This is a genomic window from Rhodoplanes tepidamans (assembly GCF_030813915.1).
Taxonomy (GTDB): Bacteria; Pseudomonadota; Alphaproteobacteria; order Rhizobiales; family Xanthobacteraceae; genus Rhodoplanes; species Rhodoplanes tepidamans.
In genome coordinates this window covers 1-24,833 of the sequence record NZ_JAUSUJ010000010.1, presented here as the reverse complement: position 1 = coordinate 24,833, position 24,833 = coordinate 1, and the positions used below count along the sequence as shown (strand labels likewise).

Sequence of the window (24,833 nt, the reverse complement as noted above, 5' to 3'; positions counted from 1 at the left end):
GCCGATCCGCGCTCAGCGGCAGGGGAGGATTTTGCCATTCCCCCCTGCCGTCGGGAGGAGGGGCACGAGCATGTACTTTCTCCGACGTGAGCCGTTCGGCGGGGTGCTCTACCACACCGAGACGGGCACTCTGAAGTTCATCAATCACACCGGTTACGAAATCTGTTTCGGCATCTCCCGTAAGTGGTCCGACGACGACATCGTCGGCTACATCGGGGAACGGTTTAACGTCGAGGCGCCCGAGGCTGTCATCCGGGACATCCGCTCCGTGCGGGACGATCTGGATCATCCGGATCGCTGGAACCGGGCGCACGGCGTCGCGATCGGCGTCACTCACGGCTGCGTCCCGACCTTGTCGGCTCCGCTCGAGATCCACTGGGAGGTGACCGGCAAGTGCAATCTCAGATGCATGCATTGCTACAACGAGTCGTCGGCCGCGGGCCGGCAGCCGAGCCTCGACGAAATCCGCTCCGTCGTCGAAGAGGTGCGAGAGGCGGGGGTCAAGGTCAGAGGAATCATCGTGTCGGGCGGCGAGCCCCTGATGCACTCCGATCTGCGGACGATCCTGGAACTGATCAGGCCGTTGGCCGCGGAGGTCGTCCTGGCCACCAACGGGACGCTGGTGACGGCCGCCAACATCGATTGGATCGCCGGCGCGGTCGATCTCGTAAATGTAAGCGTCGACGCGGCCGATTCCACGGACTTCGCCCGTTTCAGGGGCCGTCCGGACGTGCTGGAGCGTGTCGTTGCCGCCCTCCGCCTGTTTCGTGATCGCGGTGTTCCGGTCGTCGCTCAGACGACGGTCTCGCGTCGGAACATCGACGCGCTGGACGATCTGGCGGTCCTCCTCAAGCGGAATGGCGTCGCCTCGTGGGTCGTGCGCATGCCGTTGCCGATTGGCAGGGCCCGAGAGAACACGACGGTTTTTCTCGACGATGGCGAGGCGATCGCCCGCGAGCCGCTGTTTCAGGCGATCCGGGATCGACACCGGGCCGACTTCGATACGATGCATATCGGCAACCGCTTCATGTGGAGCCATTCCGAGCCGTTCGAGGACACGGGGCCGCGAAACGGGCTGGCGACCTGTGCGGCCGGAACGATGCTGGCCACGATTCGCTCGGACGGGACCATGGTTCCGTGTGCGATTTTCGGCGACACCGAGGTCCCGACGGCCCATTCCGGCATGATATGGAATGGACATTTCCTGTCGGAATGGCGTGACGCCGGCTGCTTCCGGGCGATGCGCGGCATCGCGTTGGCGGGCATCGACCCGTGCAACAGATGCAGCAAGCTGTCCGTGTTGTGCGACGGCGGCTGCCGGGCGCTGGCGTTCGACGCCTTCGGCGACGTCTCCGCGCCTGACCCGTCCTGTGCCTATGTCGCTGCCGCGCGACGGCGGCGCGCCGCATCCTGATGGTCGGCCCGCTCGCCCCGGCCTCACCCCCTGTGCAGCCGGGCCACACCTTCCCGGCTTCGTGCGTCCGGGCGGCCGGCGGGCCTTGACCCCCGGGGACCACCGCGGCACGGTCGGCGCGGGGGAAGGTGGGGGACTGGCCATGAGCGCCACTCGGAAATACGTCCGGTTGCTGGCGACGGCTGCGGCCGCGGCGCTCCTGTGGGGCGTCGCGGCCGATTCGCGGGCCGCCAACCTGTTCGAGCTGAACTTCTGGCTGTCCGGCCCGCGCTACGACGCGGTGGTGCCGCTCTGCGAGGAGTCGTGGCCGCTCCTGCAGATCCAGGAGGCCTTCGCCGAGAAGGAGCGCCGGTTCTGGAACTCGGAGCTGAAGATCGTCGGCTTCGAGCGCGTCCACGAGGTGAAGTTCATGCCGTGGGCGTCGGGCACCATTCCGCGCCGCTTCTGCTCCGGCCGGGTGCTCACCAACGACGGTCACGCCCGGACCATCCACTACTCGATCGCCGAGAACACCGGTTTCGCCGGCGCGAGCACCGGGGTGGAGTGGTGCGTGGTCGGCCTCGACCGCAACTGGGCCTACAATCCCGCCTGCCGGATGGCCCGGCCCTGAGGGCCGCGGGACCGTCGGCATACCCGAGACACGGCTGCTCCGAACATGGCTGCCAGGGCCGACGGCGATGTCCCGCCGTCAGCCCTTGGCGCGCGCTTTCGCGGCCTCGGCCAGCGCCGCCTTGACGGCCAGGAGGTCGCGCCAGGCGAGCCGCTTGGCGAGCGGCTGGCGGAGCAGATAGGCCGGGTGGAAGGTGGCGATGGCGCGGATCTCGCGCCGGCCGGTGTGCACCGTGAACCAGCGGCCGCGGGTCCGCATGATCCCCTCCTTGGTGCCGATCAGGGACTGGGCGGCCGGCGCCCCCAGGCACACCAGCACGTCGGGATCGGCGAGCTCGATCTGCCGCTGGATGAAGGGCAGGCAGATCTGGGTCTCCAGCGGGGTCGGGGTGCGGTTGCCGGGCGGCCGCCACGGCACCGTGTTGGCGATGTAGGCGGCCTGGTCCACCGGGCCGTGCCGGTCGATGCCGATCGCCGCCAGCATGCGGTCCAGAAGCTTGCCGGAGCGGCCGACGAAGGGCAGGCCTTCGAGGTCCTCGTCGCGGCCCGGCGCCTCGCCGACCAGCATCAGGGGGGCGCCCGGCCTGCCGTCGGCGAAGCAGAGCCTGCTGGCCGTCGCCTTGAGGGCGCAGCCGTCGAAGCGCGCCAGGATGGCGGCGAGATCCTCGAGCGTCGCGGCGCTGCGGGCCGCCGCGCGGGCCGCCATCACGGCCTCGTCGGGAGCCGCCGGGGCGCCGGGCGGCGCGCCTGCCGCGGTGCCGGCCGGGAGGTCGCCGCGCACCGGGGCGCGTTCGATCGGGCGGCGTTCGGCGGGAGCTCGGACCGCCGGCGTCTGGGGCGCCGCCGACTGGGACGGTGCGTTGCCCGACGCCGCGGCCGCCGCCGGAACGGCTGCCGGCTCCGGCCCCTCGTCGGGCCGCAGGCGGTCGCGCGGCTCCTCGGCCAGGAGCGCGTCGACGCCCGCCTCCAGGTAGAAGGCGATGAGATCGCGGGCGGCGGCGGTGCGGTCGGGGTTCATGCCGGCCCCTCCATACAGCAAATCGCGCCGCGGCGCGCCGTCCCGGGCGTCGGGGCCGCGGCACGGGGCCCGATGGTGCGGCACGCCGTCTCGCGGCACGTGGTCTTGCGGCAGATCAAGGAGTCGCCCCGCCGCTTCGACGGTGATACCGATGCGGCGGGGCGATGCGGCCCGGCGGCGCGGAGGGTGTCCGGGCGCCGTGCGGCCGTGTCGCGCCACAGCTTCCAATTGTCACAGCGTGTGTCGACGCTCTGTCTGCCTTTCTGGGCTGCCGCCGCGGGGGATGCGGTGCGTGCCGACCGAATCGGGGTGATGTGATGTCCGAGGAACTGCCTGCCCGCGAGGCGATGGAATTCGACGTGGTGATCGTCGGCGGCGGGCCGTCCGGCCTCGCCGCCGCCATCCGTCTGAAGCAGCTCAGCCCCGACACGTCCGTCGTCGTCGTCGAGAAGGGCGCCGAGGTCGGCGCCCACATCCTGTCCGGCGCCTGCATCGACCCGATCGCGTTCGACCGCCTGCTGCCGGAGTGGCGCAGCGAGGACACGCCGATCAAGACGCCGGTGACGGACGACCGCTTCTACATGCTGTTCGGCCAGCGCGCGGTGCGGCTGCCCAACCGGCTGATGCCGCCGCTCCTGAACAACCACGGCGCCTTCATCGTGTCGCTCGGCGACGTCTGCAAATGGCTCGCCGGCAAGGCCGAGGCGCTCGGCGTCGAGATCTATCCGGGCTTCGCCGCCTCCGAGGTGCTGTTCGGCGACGACGGCGAGGTGGTCGGCGTCGCCACGGGCGACATGGGCGTGGGCCGCGACGGCGAGCCCAAGGACACGTTCACCCGCGGCATGGAGCTGCGCGCCAAGTACACGCTGTTCGCCGAGGGGGCGCGCGGCCATCTCGGCAAGCGCCTGCTGGCGAAATACGACCTCTGCCGGGACCGCGAGCCGCAGAAGTTCGGAATCGGCATCAAGGAGCTCTGGCAGGTCGCGCCGGACAAGCACCAGCCCGGGCTCGTGCAGCACACCTTCGGCTGGCCGCTCGACAACAAGACCGGCGGCGGCTCGTTCCTCTACCACTACGGCGACGGGCTCGTGGCGGTCGGCTTCGTGCTGCACCTCAACTACGAGAACCCCTATCTCTCGCCGTTCGAGGAGTTCCAGCGCTTCAAGACGCATCCGCTGGTGCGCGACACCTTCGCGGGCGGCAAGCGCATCGGCTACGGGGCCCGCGCCATCGCCGAGGGCGGCTGGCAGTCGGTCCCGAAGGTCGCGTTCCCGGGCGGCGTGCTGATCGGCGACGACGCCGGCTTCCTCAACGTGCCGCGCATCAAGGGCACCCACAACGCCATGCTGTCCGGCATGCTGGCGGCCGAGCACCTCGCCGCGGCGCTCGCGGCCGGCCGGGCCGGCGACGAGCTGAAGGACTACGAGGAGGGCTGGCGCACCTCCGACATCGGCAAGGATCTGTGGAAGGTCCGCAATGCCAAGCCGCTGTGGTCGCGCTTCGGCACCGCGGTCGGCATCGGCCTCGGCGGCCTCGACATGTGGGCCAACACGCTCGGCTTCTCGCTGTTCGGAACGCGCCCGCACGGCAAGTCCGACGCCGCCTGCCTGAAGCCGGCGGCGAGCTGCCGGCCGATCACCTATCCGAAGCCCGACGGCGTCCTCACCTTCGACCGGCTGTCCTCCGTCTATCTCTCCAACACCAATCACGAGGAGGACCAGCCGGTGCACCTTCTGCTGGCCGATCCCGGCCTGCAGAAGGCGTCCGAATACGACGTCTTCGCCGGCCCCTCGGGACGGTACTGCCCGGCCGGCGTGTACGAATGGGTGCGCGAGGACGACGGGCCGCAGGCGCGGATGCGCTTCGTCATCAACGCGCAGAACTGCGTGCACTGCAAGACCTGCGACATCAAGGACCCCAACGGCAACATCACCTGGGTGGCGCCGGAGGGCGGCGGCGGACCGGTCTATCCGAGCATGTGAGTCGGCGTCCGGCGGCCCCCGCGGCGGTCGCGCGCGACCCGGGACGTCTCCCCCGGCGCCGCGTCATCGCGGCGCCACCGGTGCGCCGCCAAACGGCCGTGTTCGCGCGGTCTTTGCTGGCGGGACAGCGTGCCGCCGTGCCGCCTCCCTTGCGACGGTCCGCCAAACCGGTCATTGTCGGCCACCGTTTCCGGCTCGGGAAACGCGGCACGACGTGTTGCGTCGGGTCGACCACGCGGGCCGGCCGGTGTGACCTCGGGTTGCACGACGACCGGTTGCGGGCGGGAGCGGGTGTGCCGGGCGGACGGCCGATCAGACGGGCTTCGTCCACAAGGAGATGAACCAGCCGTGAGACGTGCGTCGCCAATCCGAGCCGCGGCTCTTGCCGCCACGGCCGTTCTTCTCGTCGGCCTGCCCTGCGCGGTCGCGGCGCAGACATCGACCGCGGCGGCCACGTCGCGCCGCGAGCCCGTGCGCGAGACGGCCCGTACCAGCTTGGCGGGCGACTATCTGGCGGCGCGCCATGCGAGCGTCGGGCGCGACTCGGCCTCGGCCTCGGCCTATTACCGCTCGGCCCTCAAGGCCGACCCGCGCAATCCCGACCTGCTCGAGTTCGCCTTCTACGCCGTGCTGGCCGACGGCGACATCGACGAGGCCGTGAAGATCGGCGAGCGGCTGCTGCAGAGCGACCGCAACGCCCGCAACCCGAACGTCCGGCTCGTGCTCGGCGTGCGCAGCCTGAAGCAGAAGCAGTACGCCCAGGCGCGCACCCAGCTCCAGCAGGCGGCGCGCGGGCCGGTCAGCGACCTGATCGCGACGCTGCTCGCGGCTTGGTCGCAGCAGGGCGCCGGCGACGTCAAGGGCGCGATCGACACGATCGACCGCCTGTCCGGGCCCGACTGGTACGGCATCTTCAAGGACCTCCATGCCGGCCTCGCCTACGATCTCGCCGGCAACAAGAAGGAGGCCGGCAAGCGATTCGAGCGCGCCTACAAGCTCGACTCCTCGGCGCTGCGCGTGGTGCAGGCCTGGGGCGGCTGGCTGTCGCGCAACGGCCGCCGCGACGAGGCGCTCCAGGTGTTCCGGACGTTCGACGGATCGCTGCCGCGCCACCCGCTGATCCGCGGCTCGATCGAGAAGCTGGAGAAGGGCGAGTCGCTGCCGCGTCTCGTCGACAGCCCGAATGTCGGCGCGGCGGAAGCCCTGTACGGGCTCGGCGCCGCGCTGGCGCGCCGCGAGGAGGAGCTGAGCCTCGCCAATCGCGGTCTCGCCTATCTGCAGCTCGCGCTCTACCTGGACCCCGGCCACGCGCTGGCGCTGCTGTCCCTCGCCGATCTCTACGAGGCGATGAAGAAGCCCGAGCTGGCCATCAGCGTCTATTCGCGGGTGCCGACCGACTCGCCGCTGCGCCGCAACGCCGACATCCAGATGTCGCTCAACCTCGACTCGCTCGAGCGCACCGACGAGGCGCGCGCCCAGCTCGGCAAGCTGATCGCCGCGCACGGCGACGACGTCGAAGCCATCATGGCGCTGGGCAACATCCTGCGCGACCGCAAGAAGTACGAGGAGTGCGCCGACGTCTACAGCAAGGCGCTCGACCTCGTGAAGACGCCGACGCGGCCGAACTGGACGACGTTCTACTTCCGCGGCATCTGCTACGAGCGCTCCAAGCAGTGGCCCAAGGCCGAGGCGGATCTGAAGAAGGCTCTGGAGCTCTATCCCGACCAGCCGCACGTCCTGAACTATCTCGGCTATTCGTGGATCGACCAGCACGTCAATCTCGACGAGGGCATGCGGCTGATCCGCAAGGCGGTCGACCAGCGGCCGGACGACGGCTACATCGTCGACTCGCTCGGCTGGGCCCATTATCGCATCGGCGAGTACGACGAGGCGATCAAGCATCTCGAGCGCGCCGTCGAGCTGAAGCCGATGGACCCGACCATCAACGACCACCTCGGCGACGCGTACTGGAAGGTCGGGCGCCAGCTGGAAGCCAAGTTCCAGTGGACGCACGCGAAGGACCTCAAGCCCGAGCCCGACGACCTCGCCAAGATCGAGAAGAAGCTGAAGAACGGCCTGGTCGACGAGCCGTCCACGGCCGCCGACGCCGAGAAGCCCAAGCCGGCCGACAACAACGGCGGGTGAGGCGCGCCGGGCGGCGCGTCCGGACGCACCGCCGGACGCAGCGTCGCCGGGCTTGACCCGGCGTCCCATCTCGCGAACAAGAACGGACTTCCGTCGCGATGGAGGCGCGGGCCGTCGCCCGCGCACGACGCCGGCCGGGTCCGGAACCGCGCATGACCGCCACGCTCGACACCGATCTGCTCGAAGACACCGCGCCCGCCAAGGTCAACCTGACCCTGCGGATCCTCGGCCGCCGCGCCGACGGCTATCACGAGCTCGAAAGCCTGGTGACGTTCACGTCGCTCGGCGACCGCCTGACGCTGGCGCCTGGCACGCCGGCGCGCCTCGACGTGTCGGGCCCGACCGCGGTCCAGGCCGGCCCGGTCGCCGACAACCTGGTCCTCAAGGCGGCACGGCTGCTGGCGGAGCGGGTTCCGGATCTGGCGCTCGGCGCCTTCGATCTGGTCAAGCGGCTGCCGGCCGGCGGCGGTCTCGGCGGCGGCTCGTCGGACGCCGCCGCGGCGCTGCGCCTGCTCGCCCGCGTCAACGGCCTGTCGCTCGACGATCCGCGCATCGCCGAGGCCGCCGTGACGGCCGGCGCCGACGTGCCGGTCTGCCTCGCCGGCAAGCCGCGCATCATGCGCGGCATCGGCGAGGTGCTGTCGCCGCCCGTCGCACTGCCGCCGCTGTTCGCCGTGCTGGTCGGCCCCGGCTTTCCGCTCGCGACCAGGGACGTCTTCACCAGGCTCGGCCTGACGCCGGGCGAGCGCCGCGGCGAGCCGACCGCGGACGCCGATCTGCCGGCCGACGCCGACGGCCTCTACGAATACCTCGCCGAGAACGGCAACGACCTCGAGCCGCCCGCGATCGCCATCGCCCCGAAGGTCGGCGAGCTGATCGCGATGCTGCGCCGGCTGCGCGGCTGCCGGCTCGCCCGCATGTCGGGCTCGGGCTCGACCTGCTTCGCGCTGTTCGACGATCCCCGCGCCGCCGCCGACGCCGCCGTGACGCTCGGCACGTCGCATCCCTCCTGGTGGGTGCAGGCGACCGCGCTGGCACGGTAGGGCCGGGGCTCGGACGACGTCAGCGCAGCGCGGGGTCGGCGAGCCTGGCGGCGAGGGCCGGGATCTGTTCCCGGGCACAGAGCAACGCGCCGCCACCCGGGTCCGGGGCGATCAGGCGAGGTCGGTGCCGTGCTGCCGCCGGGCCCCGGCTCGTGACAGGGCGGCGCGCTGCGTCACGTCCGGGAGACGATCCCGGGATCCGCGACCGCCTCAGTGCGTGCGCGCGACCGCGAACTCCACGGCCTCCTCCAGCGCCTGCTTGATCTCGCAGTCGGGGAACAGGGCCAGCGCGTCGCGGGCGATCGAGCCGTAGTGGCGGGCGCGCGTGATGGTGTCGTCGAGCGCCCGGTGCTTCGCCATCAGGCCGATCGCGTGCTCGAGATCGGAGTCGCCGATCTCGCCGGTCTCGAGCGTCCGGCGCCAGAACTCGCGCTCCGAGTCGGAGCCGCGCCGGAACGCCAGCACCACCGGCAGGGTGATCTTCCCTTCGCGAAAATCGTCGCCGACGTTCTTGCCGAGCTTGGCGGCCTTGCCGCCGTAGTCGAGCGCGTCGTCGACGAGCTGGAAGGCGATGCCGAGATTCATGCCGAAGGAGCGGCACGCCGCCTGCTCGGCCTTGGGCAGGTCGGCGATCACCGGGCCGACCTCGCAGGCGGCGGCGAACAGCTCGGCCGTCTTGGCGCGCACCACGGCGAGGTACTCGTCCTCGGTGGTCGCGGTGTTCTTGGCGGCGGCGAGCTGGCGCACCTCGCCCTCGGCGATCACGGCGGCGGCGTTGGAGAGGATCTCCAGCGAGCGCAGCGAGCCGACCTCGACCATCAGCTTGAACGCCTGGCCGAGCAGGAAGTCGCCGACCAGCACGCTCGCCTCGTTGCCCCACAGCATGCGCGCGGCGAGGCGGCCGCGCCGCATGTCGCTCTCGTCGACGACGTCGTCGTGCAGCAGCGTCGCCGTGTGCATGAATTCGACCGAGGCGGCGAGCTTGACGTGGCCGTCGCCCTCGTAGCCCGACAATTGGGCCATCGCCAGGGTCAGCATCGGCCGCAGCCGCTTGCCGCCCGAGGTGATGAGATGATTGGCGACCTCCGGGATCATCGTCACCTCGGAGCCCGTGCACGACAGGATCGCCGCGTTGACGCGGGTCATGTCGCTGGACACGTGGGACACCAGGCGGTCGACGGAAGCGCCGGCATGAGACTCGAAAGGAATTACGACGGCCAAAGCCGATTCTCCGAAATCAAGGACCCGCGACGATAGAAATGCTACCGTGAACGGGCAAGTGCGCTGTTTGCCGCTCGCGGGAGCCCTCCGGCGCCGCGCAGGAGGACGAGAGTGACGCGGCTGATCGGTCGGGTGGACCTGCGGGCTGCGACGGCCGGACCGGGCCCGCGGATCGCGGTCTTGGTGCCGTGTTACAATGAACAAGCGTCGATCGCAAAGGTGGTCGCCGATTTCCGCACGGCGCTGCCCGACGCCGTCATCTATGTCTACGACAACAATTCGACGGACCGGACCGCCGAGGTGGCGCGTGCCGCCGGGGCGGAGGTGCGCCGGGCGACGCAGCAGGGCAAGGGCCACGTCGTCCGCCGCATGTTCAGCGACGTGGACGCCGATGTCTATGTTCTCGTCGATGGGGATTCTACTTATGATGCACCCAGCGCCCGCGACATGATCGCGCGGTTGCTGGCGGAGCGTCTCGACATGGTGGTGGCGGTGCGGGTCGAGGAGGGCGCCGGCGCCTACCGGCGCGGGCACCGGCTCGGCAACCGCCTGCTCACCGGGGTGGTGGGGCAGATCTTCGGCACGTCCTTCTCGGACATGCTGTCGGGCTACCGGGTGTTCTCGCGCCGCTTCGTGAAGTCGTTCCCGGTGCTCGCCGGCGGCTTCGAGATCGAGACCGAGCTGACGGTCCACGCGCTGGAGCTCGACCTGCCGGTCGCCGAGGTGGCGACGCCCTATGTCGCCCGGCCGGAGGGGTCGGAGTCGAAGCTCGACACCTGGCGGGACGGGTTCCGCATCCTGTGGACCATCGCCCGGCTCTACCGGGTGGAGCGGCCGCTGCCGTTCTTCTTTGGCGCCGGTCTGTCGCTCGCCGTGCTCTCGGTGGGGCTGGCCGTGCCCGTGATCGCCACCTTCGTCGAGCAGGGCGTGGTGCCGCGGCTGCCGACCGCGGTGCTGTCGACCGGGTTGATGATCCTCGCCTTTCTGTCCTTCGCCTGCGGCTTCGTTCTCGATACGGTCACGCGCGGCCGGCGGGAGATCAAGCTGCTCGCCTATCTGGCGCAGCCGGCGCCCGGCGATCCGCCGCGGCCGGGCGCCGGCGAGGACACCGGATGACGAACGACGACCATCGTATGAAGGATTCCGAATGAGGGAGCTCGTGCGGACCAACGACCCGGTGCTGGTGTCGGCCGTGGTGGCGCTGCTCGACGCCGCCGGCATCGAGCACCTGGTGCTCGACCAGAACATGAGCGTGCTGGAGGGCTCGATCGGCATCCTGCCGCGCCGCATCCTGGTGGCGGAGCCGCGGGCCCGCGAGGCCCGGCGCCTGCTGGGCGAGGCCGGCCTCGCCCACGAGCTGCGCCCCGATGCGCCCTGAGGCGCAGCCTCCCGCGCCTGCATCGGCCGGCCCGGACCGGTCGGAGCGCTTTCCGGCGGCCGGCTGGAGCGACGACGGGGTGCTGGGCGGCCGGCTGCGGCTGCTGCAGCCGCGGCGCGGCCACCGCTTCGGCCACGACGCCGTCCTGCTCGCCGCGGCGACGCCCGGCGCGGCGGGCGAGCATGCGGTCGAGCTCGGCGCCGGCGTCGGTGCGGCCGGCCTCGCCCTGGCGCGGCGGGTGCCGGGCCTGCGGACGACGCTCGTCGAGATCGATCCCGACCTCGCCGCGGCGGCGGCCGAGAACGCCGCCCGCAACGGGCTCGCCGACCGGGTCGCGGCGCTGCGGCTCGACGTCGCCGCACCGGCGTCGGCGTGGGCGTCGGCGGGTCTGCCGGCCGGCAGCGCCGATCGGGTGCTCGCCAATCCGCCCTTCAACGATTCGAAGACCCGCTCCGCCTCGCCGGACCCGGAGCGCCGCCGCGCCCATGTGGCCGGGGCGGCGCTGCTCGACACCTGGATCGCCGCCGCGGCGCGGCTCCTGCGTCCGGGCGGCACCCTGTCGCTGATCTGGCCGGCCGACGGGCTCGCCGAGGTGCTGGAGCGGATCGCCGGCCGGTTCGGCAGCGTCGCCCTGCTGCCCGTGCACGGCAAGGCGGGGCAGCCGGCGATCCGGGTGCTGGTGCGGGCCACCCGCGACGGCCGGGCGCCGCTGGTGCTGTGGCCGGGGCTGGTGCTCAACGATGCGGCAGGGCGGCCGGCGGCGGAGGCCGAGGCGGTGCTGCGGGCCGGCGAGGCGCTGCCGCTCGCCGGCGCCTGAGGCTGGTTGGTTCCCCGGGCGGCGCGAGGCGCGTGCCTCCGCCGGCATCGCGCGTGTCGGGCGCCGGCGTTCAGGCCTTCCGGGTGCTCAAGGCCGCGTCCCGCCGGGCCAGGCGGCGGTCGGCGACGTGATAGAGCGCCGCGATCAGGCCGAACAGCGTCGCGATGATCAGGACCTTGATCTCCATGACGGGCGTCTCCTCGGGGGGGCTCTCCCCCTACGCACGAAACTGCAACGCGCAGATGTGATTCGGGTTCGATTCAATGCCAGATTTGTGCCAAATCCGTGATCGACGGTAACGTCCGGTCCACCATGACGGCGCGATCCACTCAAGGCCCCGGAAGGTAAACGAACCGTAACTCGCGACCCCGGCGGCTCGCCCGTATGCTGCCCGGGGTGCGGTGCGGAAACCGTCCCGCCCCGGAGGATTTGTCGTCGCGGCGGCGAATCGCCGGAGCGTCCGGACGGAGTGCCGCGGAGGATTGTCGGAAGCATGACGGAGCCGATGAGGAGCGACCCCGGTCGGGGCGGGGCGGGCGACGTTCTCGATGCGGTGCGCCGCCTCCTGGGGCCGGTGCTGCCGAAGCGGTGGCGGGCCGGTGTCGCGGTGGTGCCCGTGGTGCGGGTGACCGGGGTGATCGGGGTGTCGACCCCGCTGCGGCCGGGCGTGACGCTCGCCGGCCTCGCCCGGGTGCTCGACCGTGCCTTCGCCATGCGCGGCGCCAAGGCGGTGGCGCTCGCCATCAACTCGCCGGGCGGCGCGGCGGCGCAGTCGCACCTGATCTTCCGGCGCATCCGCCAGCTCGCCGAGGAGAAGAACCTGCCGGTGATCGCCGCGGTCGAGGACGTCGGCGCCTCGGGCGGCTACATGATCGCCTGTGCGGCCGACGAGATCGTCGCCGATCCGGCCTCGATCGTCGGGTCGATCGGGGTGATCGGGGCGACCTTCGGACTCGACAAGGCGATCGAGCGGCTCGGCATCGAGCGGCGCATCTACACGGCCGGCGAGCACAAGTCGACGCTCGACCCGTTCCTCCCGGAAAATCCCGAGGACGTCGCCCGCATCACCGCGATCCAGCGCGAAATTCACGCGCTTTTCATCGACCTCGTGCGGTCGCGCCGCGGCGACCGCCTGGCCGGCCCGGAAAAAACCCTGTTCTCGGGCGAGTACTGGACGGCGTCGACGGCGCTCGGACACGGGCTCGTCGACCGGCTCGGCGATCTGCGGTCCTATCTCAGGGAGCGGTTCGGCGAGGACGTGCTGACGCCGGTGGTCTCGCCGGAGCGCGGCTTTCTGGCGCGCCGCCTGATGGGGGCGACCGGTGATCCCGGCTTCGCCGCGCCGCGTAGTCTCGCCGAGGACGTCGTCTCGGCGCTCGAGGCGCGGGCGATCTGGGCCCGCTACGGGCTCTGAGCCGGCGCTCGCGCCGGCCGGCCCGAACCGGCGCGAGCACGCCGGAGACCGAGACCACGTTGCAGCCCGCCCGCGCCGCAGTCACCCCCGCGGGTCGTGCAGAGGAGAAGCGCGCATGCCGTTCGTCTTCCCGCCCCTCGTCGCCGCGACGGTCGCCGCCCTCGGCGTGGCCGCGCTCGGCCGCATGCTGGCCAAGGAGTGGCGGCGCATCAACGAGGAGCTCGAGCAGATGCGCCCGGCCGAGGCGATCGATCCGGCCCGCCTGCCCAAGCTCCGCCGCGATCCCGCGACCGGCGTGTACCGGCCGGAGTGATCCCGGTCTCCGTCACCCCGCCGCGGGGAGAGTGACGGCCGCGCCGCGTGCGCCGTACCGCTCGCCTTGACCCCCCGAATCGCTCCCTTTAGGGTCCGCGCGCCTCCGGCCGCGGACCGGGCGCGCCTCGCCGAGGCGACGCCGGCGCGGCCGTGTCCGTCGATGCGAGCCGCCATGACACAGTCCGACCTGCCGCCGCACATGCGGCCGGAACGCTCGTTCCAGGGCCTGATCCTCGCCCTCCAGCGCTACTGGGCCGACCAGGGCTGCGTGATCCTGCAGCCCTACGACATGGAGGTCGGCGCCGGCACGTTCCATCCCGCCACCACGCTGCGGGCGCTCGGCCCGAAGCCGTGGAACGCCGCCTATGTGCAGCCCTCGCGCCGGCCCAAGGACGGGCGCTACGGCGAGAACCCCAACCGGCTCCAGCACTACTACCAGTTCCAGGTGATCCTGAAGCCGTCGCCCGAGAACCTCCAGCAGCTCTATCTCGACAGCCTCGCCGCCATCGGCATCGACACGGCGCTGCACGACGTGCGCTTCGTCGAGGACGACTGGGAGAGCCCGACGCTCGGGGCCTGGGGGCTCGGCTGGGAGTGCTGGTGCGACGGCATGGAGGTGTCGCAGTTCACCTATTTCCAGCAGGTCGCCGGCTTCGAATGCGCGCCCGTCTCGGGCGAGCTGACCTACGGGCTCGAGCGCCTCGCCATGTACGTGCAGGGCGTCGAGAACGTCTACGACCTCAACTTCAACGGCCGCGAGGGCGCCGAGCGGGTGTCCTACGGCGACGTCTTTCTGCAGGCCGAGCAGGAATACTCGCGGCACAATTTCGAGCACGCCGACACGGAGATGCTGTTCGAGCAGTTCCGCATGGCCGAGGGCGCCTGCAAGTCGTATCTCGACGCCGGCTGGCGCCGCGACCCGAAGGACTCGAAGGCGTCGCGCCACCTGATGGCGCTGCCGGCCTACGACCAGTGCATCAAGGCGAGCCACGTCTTCAACCTGCTCGATGCGCGCGGCGTGATCTCGGTGACCGAGCGGCAGAGCTACATCCTCAGGGTTCGCGAGCTGGCCAAGGCCTGCGGCGAGGCCTGGCTCGCCACCGCGGCCGGCGGGGCGGGGTAAGGCGAGCGCGCCGGCCCGTCACCCGTCCGCCCCCGCGACACCCGAGCTTTTTCCATCATGCCCGACCTTCTCTTCGAACTGTTCTCCGAGGAAATCCCCGCCCGCATGCAGGGGCGGGCGGCCGACGACCTGAAGAAGCTCGTCACCGACAAGCTGGTCGACGCCGGCCTCGTCTACGAGGGGGCGACGGCGTTCGCGACGCCGCGGCGCCTCGCGCTCGCCGTTCAGGGCATCCCGGTCCGCCAGCCCGATCTGCGCGAGGAGAAGAAGGGCCCGCGCGTCGGCGCCCCCGAGAAGGCGATCGAGGGCTTCCTCAAGTCGGCCGGCCTCGCCGACATCTCCCAGGCGACCGTGCAGAAGGATCCCAAGAAGGGCGACTTCTACGTCGCGCTCGTCGAGAAGCCGGGCCGCCCGGCGATCGACGTGCTGGCCGAGATCCTGCCGCTCGTGGTGCGCACCTTCCCGTGGCCGAAGTCGATGCGCTGGGGCTCCGGGCGGCTCACCTGGGTGCGGCCGCTGCATTCGATCGTCGCCACCTTCGGGCCGGAGACCGAGGATCCCGACATCGTGCCGTTCGCGGTCGACCACATCGCGGCCGGCGACACCACCAAGGGCCACCGGTTCCTGTCGCCCGGCACGATCCGGGTGAGGCATCACGACGACTACGTCCAGAAGCTGCTCGAGGCCAAGGTGGTGCTCGATCCGGCGCGCCGGCGCGAGATCGTCCTGCACGAGGCGAAGCAGCTCGCCTTCGCCCAGGGGTACGAACTGGTCGAGGACCAGGGCCTCCTGGAGGAGGTCGCCGGACTGGTCGAATGGCCAGTCGTTCTCATGGGGGCGTTCGACCCGGCGTTCCTGACCATCCCGGACGAGGTGATCCGCTCGACCATCCGGGCGAACCAGAAGTGCTTCGTGGTCCGCGACCCGAAGACCGGCAAGCTCGCGCCGCGCTTCATCCTGGTGTCGAACACGGAAGCCACCGACGGCGGCCAGGCGATCGTCGCCGGCAACGAGCGCGTGATCCGGGCCCGCCTGTCGGACGCCAAGTTCTTCTACGAGACGGATCTTTCGACGCGCCTGGAGGCGCGGCTGCCGAAGTTCGAGCAGATCGTGTTCCACGAGAAGCTCGGCACACAGGCGAAACGCATCGCCCGCATCGCGCGGCTCGCGGTCGCGCTGGCGCCGCTGGTCGGGGCGGATGTCGACAAGGTGCGGCGCGCCGCACAGCTGTGCAAGGCGGACCTGCTCACCGAGGTGGTGGGCGAGTTCCCCGAGCTGCAGGGCCTGATGGGCAAGTACTACGCCCTCGCCCAGGGCGAGGATCCGTCGGTCGCCGCGGCCTGCGAGGAGCATTACAAGCCGCAGGGACCAGCCGACCGCGTGCCGACCGACCCGGTGTCGATCGCGGTCGCGCTCGCCGACAAGCTCGACATCCTGGTCGGCTTCTGGGCGATCGACGAGAAGCCGACCGGCTCGAAGGATCCTTACGCGCTGCGGCGCGCGGCGCTGGGCGTGATCCGTCTCCTCTTAGAGAACAAATTTCGACTTTCGCTTGGCTCGTTCATCAAAGGACATCAGTCGGTTATTCACGAAGAGCTGCATCGTCACACGACTCGTTTCGATTTTGCGGAGGAAGGCGGCCTGACGAATCCTCGGGCGGTTCCGCTCGATGAGAAGCTACCTTCGGATCTCCTCGCCTTCTTCGCCGACCGGCTGAAAGTGCAGCTGCGCGAGCAGGGGGCCCGGCACGATCTGGTCGACGCCGTGCTGGCGCTGTCCGCGCAGGACGATCTCCTGCTCGTGGTCCGCCGGATCGAGGCGCTTGCCAACTTCCTCGACACCGAGGACGGCCGGAACCTGCTCGCCGGCGTCAAGCGGGCGACCAACATCCTGCGCATCGAGGAGAAGCGTGACGGTGTCCGCTACGGCGGGGCGGTCGACCCGGCGCTGTTCCGCGACGCCGAGGAGCGCCAGCTCAGCCAGGCGATCGACACGGCGCGCGCGGCCGCCGAGGCCGCCGTGGCGCGCGAGGACTTTTCCGCCGCCATGGCCGCGATCGCGACACTTCGTCCCGTGGTCGATGCCTTCTTCGACAAGGTGACGGTGAACGCCGACGACAAGCCGGTGCGGGCGAACAGGCTGCGTCTCCTCGACGGCATTCGCGCGGCGACTCTCGCGGTCGCGGATTTTTCACGCATCGAGGGCTAGCAAAATCGGTCGGAGCAGACGAAACTGCGCTGCACAAGCCCGGACGATTAAGTTCGGATGACAAGGTCCGTCGAGGACCGGAGGGACCGACCCCCGGCCGAGCGAGCAGATTGCGCCCGCCGCCCGAGGAGTCATTTGCGTCAAGCGCACACCGGAGCTGTCCATGGCCAAGTCGAGCAAAGCATCGCGTCGTCCCGTAGCGACCGCCAAGGGAGGGCGGGCCGCTGTGAAGGCGCGCGCCGTCGAGACGCCGGCGACCAAGAGGTCGATGGCGAAGAAGCCGGTGACCAAGCCGGCGAGCAAGTCCGGGACGGCCGCCAAGGTCGCCGCCGCCCGCGCCGCGAAGCCCGCCGCCAAGACGCTGCGGAAGGCCGCGACGACGGTCCGCAAGCCGGCCGCCAAGCCGGCGTCGAAGTCCGCGACCAAGCCGGCCACGAAGTCCTCGATCAAGCCCGCGAAGCAGACGGCGCGTCCGGCCACGAAGGCCGCCCCGACGTCGCGGGCGTCGCGCCCCGCCGCGCGGGTCGCCCGGCCCGGCGCCGCGCGGCCGCCCGTGAAGGCGCCGACCCCGGTCGCCGTGAAGGGCAAGTGGGTCTACACGTTCGGCAAGGGCAAGGCCGAAGGCGCCGCGGGCATGAAGAACCTGCTCGGCGGCAAGGGCGCCAATCTCGCCGAGATGGCCGGGCTCGGCCTGCCGGTGCCGCCCGGCTTCACCATCTCGACCGAGGTCTGCACGTACTACTATCAGAACAACCGGACCTATCCGAAGACGCTCGCGGCGCAGGTGCGCGCGGCGCTCGATCACGTCGCCGCGATCGTCGGCAAGACGTTCGGCGACAAGACCGATCCGCTGCTCGTCTCGGTCCGCTCCGGCGCCCGCGCCTCGATGCCCGGCATGATGGACACGGTGCTCAATCTCGGCCTCAACGACGAGACCGTCGAGGCGCTGGCCAGGCAGGCGAACGACCGGCGCTTCGCCTACGACTCCTACCGCCGCTTCATCACCATGTATTCCAACGTGGTGCTCGACGTCGGCTATCACAATTTCGAGGAGCTGCTCGACGAGCACAAGGACGAGCACGGCTACAAGCTCGACACCGACCTCACGGCGGAGGACTGGGAGCAGCTGATCGTCCGCTACAAGGAGCGGGTGATCCGGGAGACCGGCAAGCCGTTCCCGCAGGATCCGCACGAGCAGCTGTGGGGCGCCATCGGCGCCGTGTTCGGCTCGTGGATGAACCAGCGCGCCATCACGTATCGCCGGCTCAACGGCGTGCCGGAGAGCTGGGGCACCGCCGTCAACGTCCAGGCCATGGTGTTCGGCAATCTCGGCGAGACCTCGGCGACCGGCGTCGCCTTCTCGCGCAACCCGTCGACGGGCGAGCGCAAGCTCTACGGCGAGTTCCTGATCAACGCCCAGGGCGAGGACGTGGTCGCCGGCATCCGCACCCCGCAGGAGATCACCGAGTCGGCGCGCATCGCGTCGGGCTCCGACAAGCCGTCGATGGAACAGGCGATGCCGGAGCCGTTCAAGGAGCTGGTCAAGTACTACACCAAGCTCGAGAAGCACTACCGTGACATGCAGGACATGGAGTTCACGGTGGAGCGCGGCCGGCTGTGGATGCTGCAGACCCGCAACGGCAAGCGGACCGCCAAGGCGGCCCTGAAGATCGCCGTCGATCTCGCCAACGAGGGGGTGATCAGCCGCAACGAGGCGGTGCTGCGCATCGAGCCGGCCTCGCTCGACCAGCTGCTGCACCCGACCATCGACCCCAAGGCCGACCGCAAGATCATCGCCACCGGCCTGCCGGCCTCGCCGGGCGCCGCCTCGGGCGAGATCGTCTTCAACTCCGACGAGGCGGAGCTGCTCAAGACCCAGAACCGCAAGGTGATCCTGGTGCGGGTCGAGACCAGCCCCGAGGACATCCACGGCATGCACGCCGCCGAGGGCATTCTCACGACGCGCGGCGGCATGACCTCGCACGCCGCCGTGGTGGCGCGCGGCATGGGCAAGCCCTGCGTCGCCGGCGCCGGCTCGATCCGGGTCGACTACGCGGCCGGGACCATGACGGCGGGCGGCCACGTCTTCAAGAAGGGCGACGTGATCACCATCGACGGCGGCCTCGGCCAGGTGCTGGCCGGCCGTGTGCCGATGCAGGAGCCGACCCTCTCGGACGACTTCGCCACCCTGATGGCGTGGGCCGACAAGGCCCGCAAGCTCAAGGTCCGCACCAACGCCGACACGCCGAACGACGCGCGCGTCGCCGTCAAGTTCGGCGCCGAGGGCATCGGCCTGTGCCGCACCGAGCACATGTTCTTCGAGGGCGACCGCATCCGTGCCGTGCGCGAGATGATCCTCGCCGACGACGAGCCGAGCCGGCGCGCCGCGCTCGCCAAGCTGCTGCCGATGCAGCGCGGCGACTTCGCCCAGATCTTCGAGGTGATGAAGGGCAAGCCGGTGACCATCCGGCTGCTCGACCCGCCGCTGCACGAGTTCCTGCCGCACACCGAGCAGGAGATCGCCGAGGTGGCCGAGGCGATGGGCGCCGACCCGCACAAGCTCGCCGACCGCGCCAAGGAGCTCGCCGAGTTCAATCCGATGCTCGGCTTCCGCGGCTGCCGTCTGGCGGTCGTCTATCCGGAGATCGCCGAAATGCAGGCGCGGGCGATCTTCGAGGCGGCCGTCGAGGCGGCCAAGAAGACCGGCGAGCCGGTGGTGCCCGAGGTCATGGTGCCGCTGATCGCCACCAAGGCCGAGCTCGACCTCGTCAAGGCGCGCATCGACGCCATGGCGGCGGCCGTGATGAGCGAGACCAAGACCAAGATCAAGTATCAGGTCGGCACCATGATCGAGCTGCCGCGGGCGGCCCTGCGCGCCGGCGAGATCGCCGAGTCGGCCGAGTTCTTCTCGTTCGGCACCAACGACCTGACGCAGACGACCTTCGGCATCAGCCGCGACGACGCCGCGAGCTTCATCGGCGCCTACACGGCCAAGAACATCCTGCCGTCCGACCCGTTCGTGTCGGTCGACACCGAGGGCGTCGGCGAGCTGATGCAGATCGCCACCGAGCGCGGCCGCAAGGTCCGTCCCGGACTCAAGGCCGGCATCTGCGGCGAGCACGGCGGCGATCCCGCCTCGGTGATGTTCTGCTCGAAGATCGGGCTCGACTACGTGTCGTGCTCGCCGTTCCGGGTGCCGATCGCCCGCCTCGCCGCCGCCCAGGCGGCGCTCGGCGGCGGCACCTCCGGAACCGTGTGAGGAGCCTAGGCTGACGTCGGCGTCGCCGACGGACAGCCGCACGGCATGGCCTCTCGCTCCCCTCCCCCCGCTCGCGCAGCGAGTGGCGGGGAGGGGTCGGGGGGGGGGAACGGCGTGTTCGCACGCGACTCCCGTCCAGTCGATCCTCGGGTTCACCGCGCACGAGCCCTGCGCCGTGAGCTGACCGATGCCGAGCGAAAGCTCTGGTGGCATCTCCGGCGGGTTCCTCCGGGAGCGTCGCACTGGCGGCGCCAAGCGCCGATCGGTCCCTATTTTGCGGACTTTGCCTGTCATGCTGCTCGCCTCGTCATCGAGCTGGACGGCGGGCAGCATGCGGCCGACGCCAACGCCACTCACGACGTGACGCGAACCGCCTATCTCGAGGCGCAGGGCTATCGTGTCCTTCGCTTCTGGAACAATGATGTCCTCGCCAATGTCGATGGTGTGCTCGAGGTCATCGCGACCGCACTCGATCCGGGCGAGCGCTGTTCCCCCCCCCACCCCTGACCCCTCCCCGCCACTCGCTGCGCGAGCGGGGGGAGGGGAACCGAAGCGCCTCGACTCTCCGGCACCGTTTCGTGACAATGGAAGGGTGTGTTCGAGCCATCAGAAAGGACGGCCGACCGTGCACATCGTTCTCGACAGCCTCCTCGACGGCGCCCGGCGTGCCGCCGGCACGGTCGTGGTGATCGACGTGTTCCGCGCCTTCACCACGGCCGCCGTGGTGTTCTCCCGCGGCGCCGAGAAGATCGTCATGGTCGAGACGGTCGCGGAGGCGTTCGCGCTGCGCGACGCCGGCGTCGGCAGCGTCCTGATGGGCGAGGTCGACGGCGTGAAGGTGCCGGGCTTCGATTTCGGCAACTCGCCGTTCGAGGCCGGCGCGGCCGACGTCGCCGGCCGCACCATCCTCCAGCGCACCAGCGCGGGCACGCAGGGCGTCGCCGCCGCGCTCGGGCGTGCCGACCGGCTCTATGCCGGCGCGCTGGTCACGGCGCCGGCGACGGCGCGGGCCGTGCGGGCCGCCGCATCGGAGCGTACGACCCTGGTCGCGATGGGGCGGCACGGGCTGGTGCGCACCGACGAGGACGAGATCTGCGCCATCCATCTGCGCAACCTGCTGGAGGGCCGGTCCGGCGCCGTCGCCGCGGTGAGAGACCTGATCCTGGCCGGCGGCCAGATCGCCGAGTTCAGGGACCCGGAGGTCGCCCACATGCATCCGGGCGATCTCGACATCTGCCTCGACGTCGGCCGCTACGACTTCGCCATCCGGGTGGCGTGCGAGGACGGCCGCCCGGTGGCGCGGGTGGAGCGGGCTTAGGCGGGCGCCGGCGAAGGGCGGCGCACGGCCCACCGCCCGATCCCGTCATCCGTTCGTCCCACTGGACATTCGCGACGGAGCCTGTGAGGCTCCCGGTCGAAGCGGGCCGGCACGAGCCCGCGACCACGAAGGCCGTCCGTCCAGGCCGGCACAGGGCAGGAAGCGAGTATGGTGGATCAGCGGACCGGCGCGCCGCCTGCGCCGAAGCCTCCTCATGACCAGCAGGACCCCGACCAGATCACGCCGGCCGCGCCGCCGGCCGCGGGATCGCCGCCGGGCCACGGCTATCCGTCCGACCATCCGTTCCGCCCGCTCGAGCCGCCGCCCGGCTACGTGCCCGGCTCCTCCGGCCGCCCGGCACCGGTCGACTCGGCGCTCCCGGACGTGCGCCTCACCACCCAGGGTGCGATCTCCGACGAGGCGTTGCGCAAGGCCGAGGCCTACATCGAGCAGGAGGAGGGGGCGGCGAACCGCCTGTCGGGCCGGGCCGGCCTGATCGTCACGGCGATCGCGGTCGCCTCGACGCTGTTCCATCTCTATTCCGCCTACGCGATCGTGCCGACGCAGGAGCTGCGCTACGTCCATGTCGGCTTCGTGCTGGTGCTGTGCTTCCTGCTGTTCCCGCTGGCGCGCCGCTTCCGCAACTTCATCCGCTGGTGGGACGTCGCGGCGGCCGCCGCCTGCGTGGTGATCCTCACCTATGCCTTGATGGGCGGCGAGGCGTTCACCGACCGGGCCGCCGTTCCCGACCGGCTCGACGTGATTCTCGGCGTGATCTTCATCGTGCTGCTGCTCGAGGCGACGCGCCGCACCACCGGCTGGATCATGCCCGTGGTGGCGATCCTGTTCATCGTCTACGCGCTGATCGGCCCCTGGCTGCCGCCGCCCTGGACGCATCGTGGCTACACCTTCACCCGGCTGGTCGGCCATCTGTTCATCACGATGGAAGGCATCTTCGGGGTCGCCGTCGACGTCTCCTCCAGCCTGATCATCATGTTCACCATCTACGGCGCCTTCCTGCAGCACTCCGGCGCCGGCAAGTTCTTCATCGACTTCTCGCTCGCCGTCATGGGCGGCAAGCCGAACAGCGCCGGCCGCACCGTGGTGCTGTCGTCGTTCCTGCTCGGCGGGCCGTCGGGCTCGGGCGTCGCCACCACGGTGACGATCGGCGCCGTCGCCTACCCGATGATGGCGCGCGCCGGCTTCGAGCGGAACGCCGCCGGCGGCCTGCTCGCGGCGGGGGGGCTGGGTGCGATCCTCTCCCCGCCCGTGCTCGGCGCCGCCGCCTTCCTGATCGCCGAGTTCCTGAAGATCAGCTATCTGGACGTGATCTGGATGGCGATCATCCCGACCGTCCTGTACTACCTGTCGCTCCTGTTCATGGTGGAGCTCGACGCCAAGCGGTTCGGCGCCAAGGCGGTGCCGTACGAGTGGTCCCTCACCATCCCGCAGATGCTGAGGCGCTACGGCTTCCACTTCGTCTCGCTGGTCGCCGTGATCGGCTTCATGGTGGCGGGCTACTCGCCGATGCTGTCGGTGTTCTGGTCGACGCTGCTCGCCTTCGGCCTGTCCTTCCTGCGTCCCGAGACGGCGCTGTGGCCGAAGAAGCTGGTCCGGGCCCTGTCCGACGGCACCATCGGGGTGCTCAACGCGGCGACCACCTGCGCCTCCGCCGGCATCATCGTCGGCGTCGTCACGCTGACCGGGCTGGGTCTCAAGTTCTCCTCGATCGTGCTCGCCTATGCCGGGAACAGCCTGCTGCTGACGGCGCTCTACACGGCGCTGATCGTATGGATCGTCGGGCTCGCCGTGCCGGTGACGGCGTCCTACATCATCTGCGCCGTCATCGCGGCGCCGGCGCTGATCAAGCTCGGCGTGCCGGACTTCGCGGCGCACATGTTCATCTTCTACTACGCGGTGCTCTCCGAGGTGTCGCCGCCGACCGCGCTGTCGCCCTTCGCGGCGGCCGCCATCACGGGCGGCGATCCCTACCGCACCACGCTGCAGGCGTGGAAATACACGCTGCCGGCCTTCCTGGTGCCGTTCGTCTTCATTCTCGATCCGATCGGCGTCGGGCTCCTGATGACGGTGCCGAAGGGCGGCAGCTGGGTCGACATCGTGCTGATCACCGCGAAGACCGCGGTGGGGCTCGGGGCGCTCGCGGTCGCGGCGCAGGCCTGGGGCCTCCGCCGGGTCGGCGGCGCCGAGCGGGCGACATGGGCGGTCGCCGGTGTCCTGCTGGTGTTCCCGAGCCTGCTCGAGCCCGCGACCGAACGGCTGCTGGGCATCGACGTGCCGCAGCCCGCCTGGCTTGGTCTCGCGCTCGTGGCTCTGCTACTGTTCCGGCAGATCAGGGCGCGGGGGCCGGTTCCCGCGTGACGTCGCACCAGACGACGACCATCAACGACCTGATCGCTCGAGGGAGAACGCCATCATGACAGTCAGGATATCCCGCCTCGGAATCCCCCGCCGTCGCGCCACCCGCATCCTCGCCTGTGCCGCCGCGGCGGCGCTGCTCGCGGCCGGCGTCGCGGTGGCGCAGCAGAAGACCATCGCGATCGGCACCGGCGGCACCGGCGGCGTCTACTATCCGATGGGCGGCGGCATCGCGGCCGTTCTGTCGAAGTCGCTGCCCGGGGTCCAGGCCACCGCGGAGGTGACGGGCGGCTCGGTCGACAATCTCAAGCTCATCGGCTCCGGTCAGAGCGAGGTCGGCTTCTCGATGGCCGACGCCGCCCTCGACGCGCTGAAGGGCCAGGACAAGTTCCGCGGCAACAAGGTCGACGTGCGTACCCTGATGGTGCTCTATCCGAACCGCATGCATGTCGTGACGATCGAGGGCACCGGCATCGAGACGATGGCCGACCTCAAGGGCAAGCGCGTCTCCACCGGCTCGCCGGGCAGCGCCACCGAGGTGATGGCGTTCCGTGTCATCGAGGCGGCCGGTCTCGACAAGGACAAGGACATGAGGCGCGAGCGGCTCGGCGTCGCCGAGTCGGTCAACGCGATCAAGGACCGCAAGATCGACGCCTTCTTCTGGGTCGGCGGCCTGCCGACCGCCGCGGTGACGGATCTCGGCGCGACGCCGGGCGTCAAGATCAAGATGGTCGACCACGCCGGCACGGTCGACAAGATGAACGCCAAGTACGGCGATCTCTACGCGGCCGACAGCATCCCGCCGGGCACCTATCCGGGCCAGGACAAGGAGAACAAGATCGCCGTGGTGTGGAACGTCCTGGTGACCAGCGACAAGATGTCGGACCAGATGGCCTACGACGTGGTCAAGACCATCTTCGACAAGAAGCCGGACCTGATCGCCGTCCACAAGGAGGCGCAGAGCTTCGACTACAAGCACCAGCGCAAGGCCAACTCGCCGATCCCGTGGCACCCCGGCGCGGTGAAGTACTTCGCCGAGAAGGGCGTGCAGATGTGATGCCTTTGCCTCTCCCCGGCGGGGAGAGGTCGCAGGTCGCGCAGCGGCGCGACCAGCGGGGGTGGGGGGGGGGCAGACGAACCGCCCCCGAAAACCACAAACCCGGGGCGAGCCGGCGCGCCCCCCCCCCCCACGC

General features: G+C 70.7%; 19 protein-coding genes. 17 read left to right on the top strand and 2 right to left on the bottom strand.

The window, feature by feature from the left end; translation table 11 throughout:
• Positions 1-70 precede the first annotated feature (70 nt).
• Both J2S22_RS13270 and J2S22_RS13265 read left to right on the top strand, forming a co-directional pair.
• Positions 71-1,414 (top strand): radical SAM/SPASM domain-containing protein, encoded by a 1,344-nt coding sequence (locus J2S22_RS13270; protein WP_272775364.1) that lies wholly within the window; start codon positions 71-73, stop codon positions 1,412-1,414.
• A gap of 142 nt (positions 1,415-1,556) precedes the next feature.
• Positions 1,557-2,024, top strand: coding sequence for a hypothetical protein (locus tag J2S22_RS13265; protein ID WP_272775363.1), 468 nt, complete (start codon positions 1,557-1,559; stop codon positions 2,022-2,024).
• A gap of 78 nt (positions 2,025-2,102) precedes the next feature.
• On the opposite strand, the gene J2S22_RS13260 is transcribed toward J2S22_RS13265, so the two are convergent.
• Positions 2,103-3,041 (bottom strand): uracil-DNA glycosylase, encoded by a 939-nt coding sequence (locus J2S22_RS13260; RefSeq protein ID WP_272775362.1) that lies wholly within the window; start codon positions 3,039-3,041, stop codon positions 2,103-2,105.
• Between the two features lie 317 nt (positions 3,042-3,358).
• Between J2S22_RS13260 and J2S22_RS13255 the strand changes: the two genes are divergently transcribed.
• The 3 genes from J2S22_RS13255 to J2S22_RS13245 all read left to right on the top strand — a co-directional run bounded on the left by J2S22_RS13255 (position 3,359) and on the right by J2S22_RS13245 (position 8,211).
• Complete coding sequence (locus J2S22_RS13255) at positions 3,359-5,023, top strand: electron transfer flavoprotein-ubiquinone oxidoreductase (RefSeq protein WP_272775361.1); 1,665 nt, start codon at positions 3,359-3,361, stop codon at positions 5,021-5,023.
• 348 nt (positions 5,024-5,371) lie between these two features.
• Entirely contained in the window at positions 5,372-7,168 is a 1,797-nt protein-coding gene (locus tag J2S22_RS13250) for a tetratricopeptide repeat protein (protein WP_272775360.1), read from the top strand.
• A gap of 152 nt (positions 7,169-7,320) precedes the next feature.
• A complete protein-coding gene (locus J2S22_RS13245; RefSeq protein ID WP_272775359.1) occupies positions 7,321-8,211 on the top strand; it encodes a 4-(cytidine 5'-diphospho)-2-C-methyl-D-erythritol kinase in 891 nt (296 codons plus the stop codon).
• Positions 8,212-8,421: 210 nt separating this feature from the next.
• Here J2S22_RS13245 and J2S22_RS13240 read toward each other — a convergent pair whose 3' ends face one another.
• On the bottom strand, positions 8,422-9,432 hold the full coding sequence (locus J2S22_RS13240; RefSeq protein WP_272775357.1) for a polyprenyl synthetase family protein: 1,011 nt from the start codon (positions 9,430-9,432) through the stop codon (positions 8,422-8,424).
• 210 nt (positions 9,433-9,642) lie between these two features.
• On the opposite strand from J2S22_RS13240, the gene J2S22_RS13235 reads away from it, so the two are divergent.
• The 12 genes from J2S22_RS13235 to J2S22_RS13180 all read left to right on the top strand — a co-directional run bounded on the left by J2S22_RS13235 (position 9,643) and on the right by J2S22_RS13180 (position 24,697).
• Positions 9,643-10,548: a glycosyltransferase family 2 protein gene (locus J2S22_RS13235; protein WP_370878209.1), complete on the top strand. Its 906-nt coding sequence runs from the start codon at positions 9,643-9,645 to the stop codon at positions 10,546-10,548.
• A 31-nt stretch (positions 10,549-10,579) separates the two neighbouring features.
• Positions 10,580-10,810: a putative signal transducing protein gene (locus tag J2S22_RS13230; RefSeq protein ID WP_272775356.1), complete on the top strand. Its 231-nt coding sequence runs from the start codon at positions 10,580-10,582 to the stop codon at positions 10,808-10,810.
• A complete protein-coding gene (locus tag J2S22_RS13225) occupies positions 10,800-11,627 on the top strand; it encodes a tRNA1(Val) (adenine(37)-N6)-methyltransferase (RefSeq protein WP_272775355.1) in 828 nt (275 codons plus the stop codon). Before J2S22_RS13230 ends, J2S22_RS13225 begins: the two co-directional genes overlap by 11 nt.
• Positions 11,628-12,120: 493 nt before the next feature.
• Positions 12,121-13,041, top strand: a complete 921-nt coding sequence (locus J2S22_RS13220) for a S49 family peptidase (RefSeq protein WP_272775354.1) — start codon at positions 12,121-12,123, stop codon at positions 13,039-13,041.
• 115 nt (positions 13,042-13,156) lie between these two features.
• Positions 13,157-13,354 carry a hypothetical protein gene (locus J2S22_RS13215; RefSeq protein ID WP_272775353.1) on the top strand — a complete coding sequence of 66 codons (198 nt, stop codon included), beginning with the start codon at positions 13,157-13,159 and terminating at the stop codon, positions 13,352-13,354.
• A gap of 201 nt (positions 13,355-13,555) precedes the next feature.
• The gene (locus J2S22_RS13210) at positions 13,556-14,479 is read left to right on the top strand and encodes a glycine--tRNA ligase subunit alpha (RefSeq protein WP_272775482.1); all 924 of its coding nucleotides are present in this window, start codon (positions 13,556-13,558) and stop codon (positions 14,477-14,479) included.
• Positions 14,480-14,536: 57 nt separating this feature from the next.
• A complete protein-coding gene (gene glyS, locus J2S22_RS13205; RefSeq protein WP_272775352.1) occupies positions 14,537-16,687 on the top strand; it encodes a glycine--tRNA ligase subunit beta in 2,151 nt (716 codons plus the stop codon).
• A gap of 163 nt (positions 16,688-16,850) precedes the next feature.
• On the top strand, positions 16,851-19,946 hold the full coding sequence (gene ppdK, locus J2S22_RS13200) for a pyruvate, phosphate dikinase (protein ID WP_272775351.1): 3,096 nt from the start codon (positions 16,851-16,853) through the stop codon (positions 19,944-19,946).
• Between the two features lie 114 nt (positions 19,947-20,060).
• Positions 20,061-20,453, top strand: coding sequence for an endonuclease domain-containing protein (locus tag J2S22_RS13195; RefSeq protein ID WP_272775350.1), 393 nt, complete (start codon positions 20,061-20,063; stop codon positions 20,451-20,453).
• A gap of 118 nt (positions 20,454-20,571) precedes the next feature.
• Positions 20,572-21,264 (top strand): 2-phosphosulfolactate phosphatase, encoded by a 693-nt coding sequence (locus tag J2S22_RS13190; protein ID WP_272775349.1) that lies wholly within the window; start codon positions 20,572-20,574, stop codon positions 21,262-21,264.
• Positions 21,265-21,432: 168 nt separating this feature from the next.
• On the top strand, positions 21,433-23,643 hold the full coding sequence (locus J2S22_RS13185) for a TRAP transporter permease (RefSeq protein ID WP_272775348.1): 2,211 nt from the start codon (positions 21,433-21,435) through the stop codon (positions 23,641-23,643).
• A gap of 55 nt (positions 23,644-23,698) precedes the next feature.
• On the top strand, positions 23,699-24,697 hold the full coding sequence (locus tag J2S22_RS13180) for a TAXI family TRAP transporter solute-binding subunit (RefSeq protein WP_272775347.1): 999 nt from the start codon (positions 23,699-23,701) through the stop codon (positions 24,695-24,697).
• The last annotated feature ends 136 nt before the right edge of the window (positions 24,698-24,833 follow it).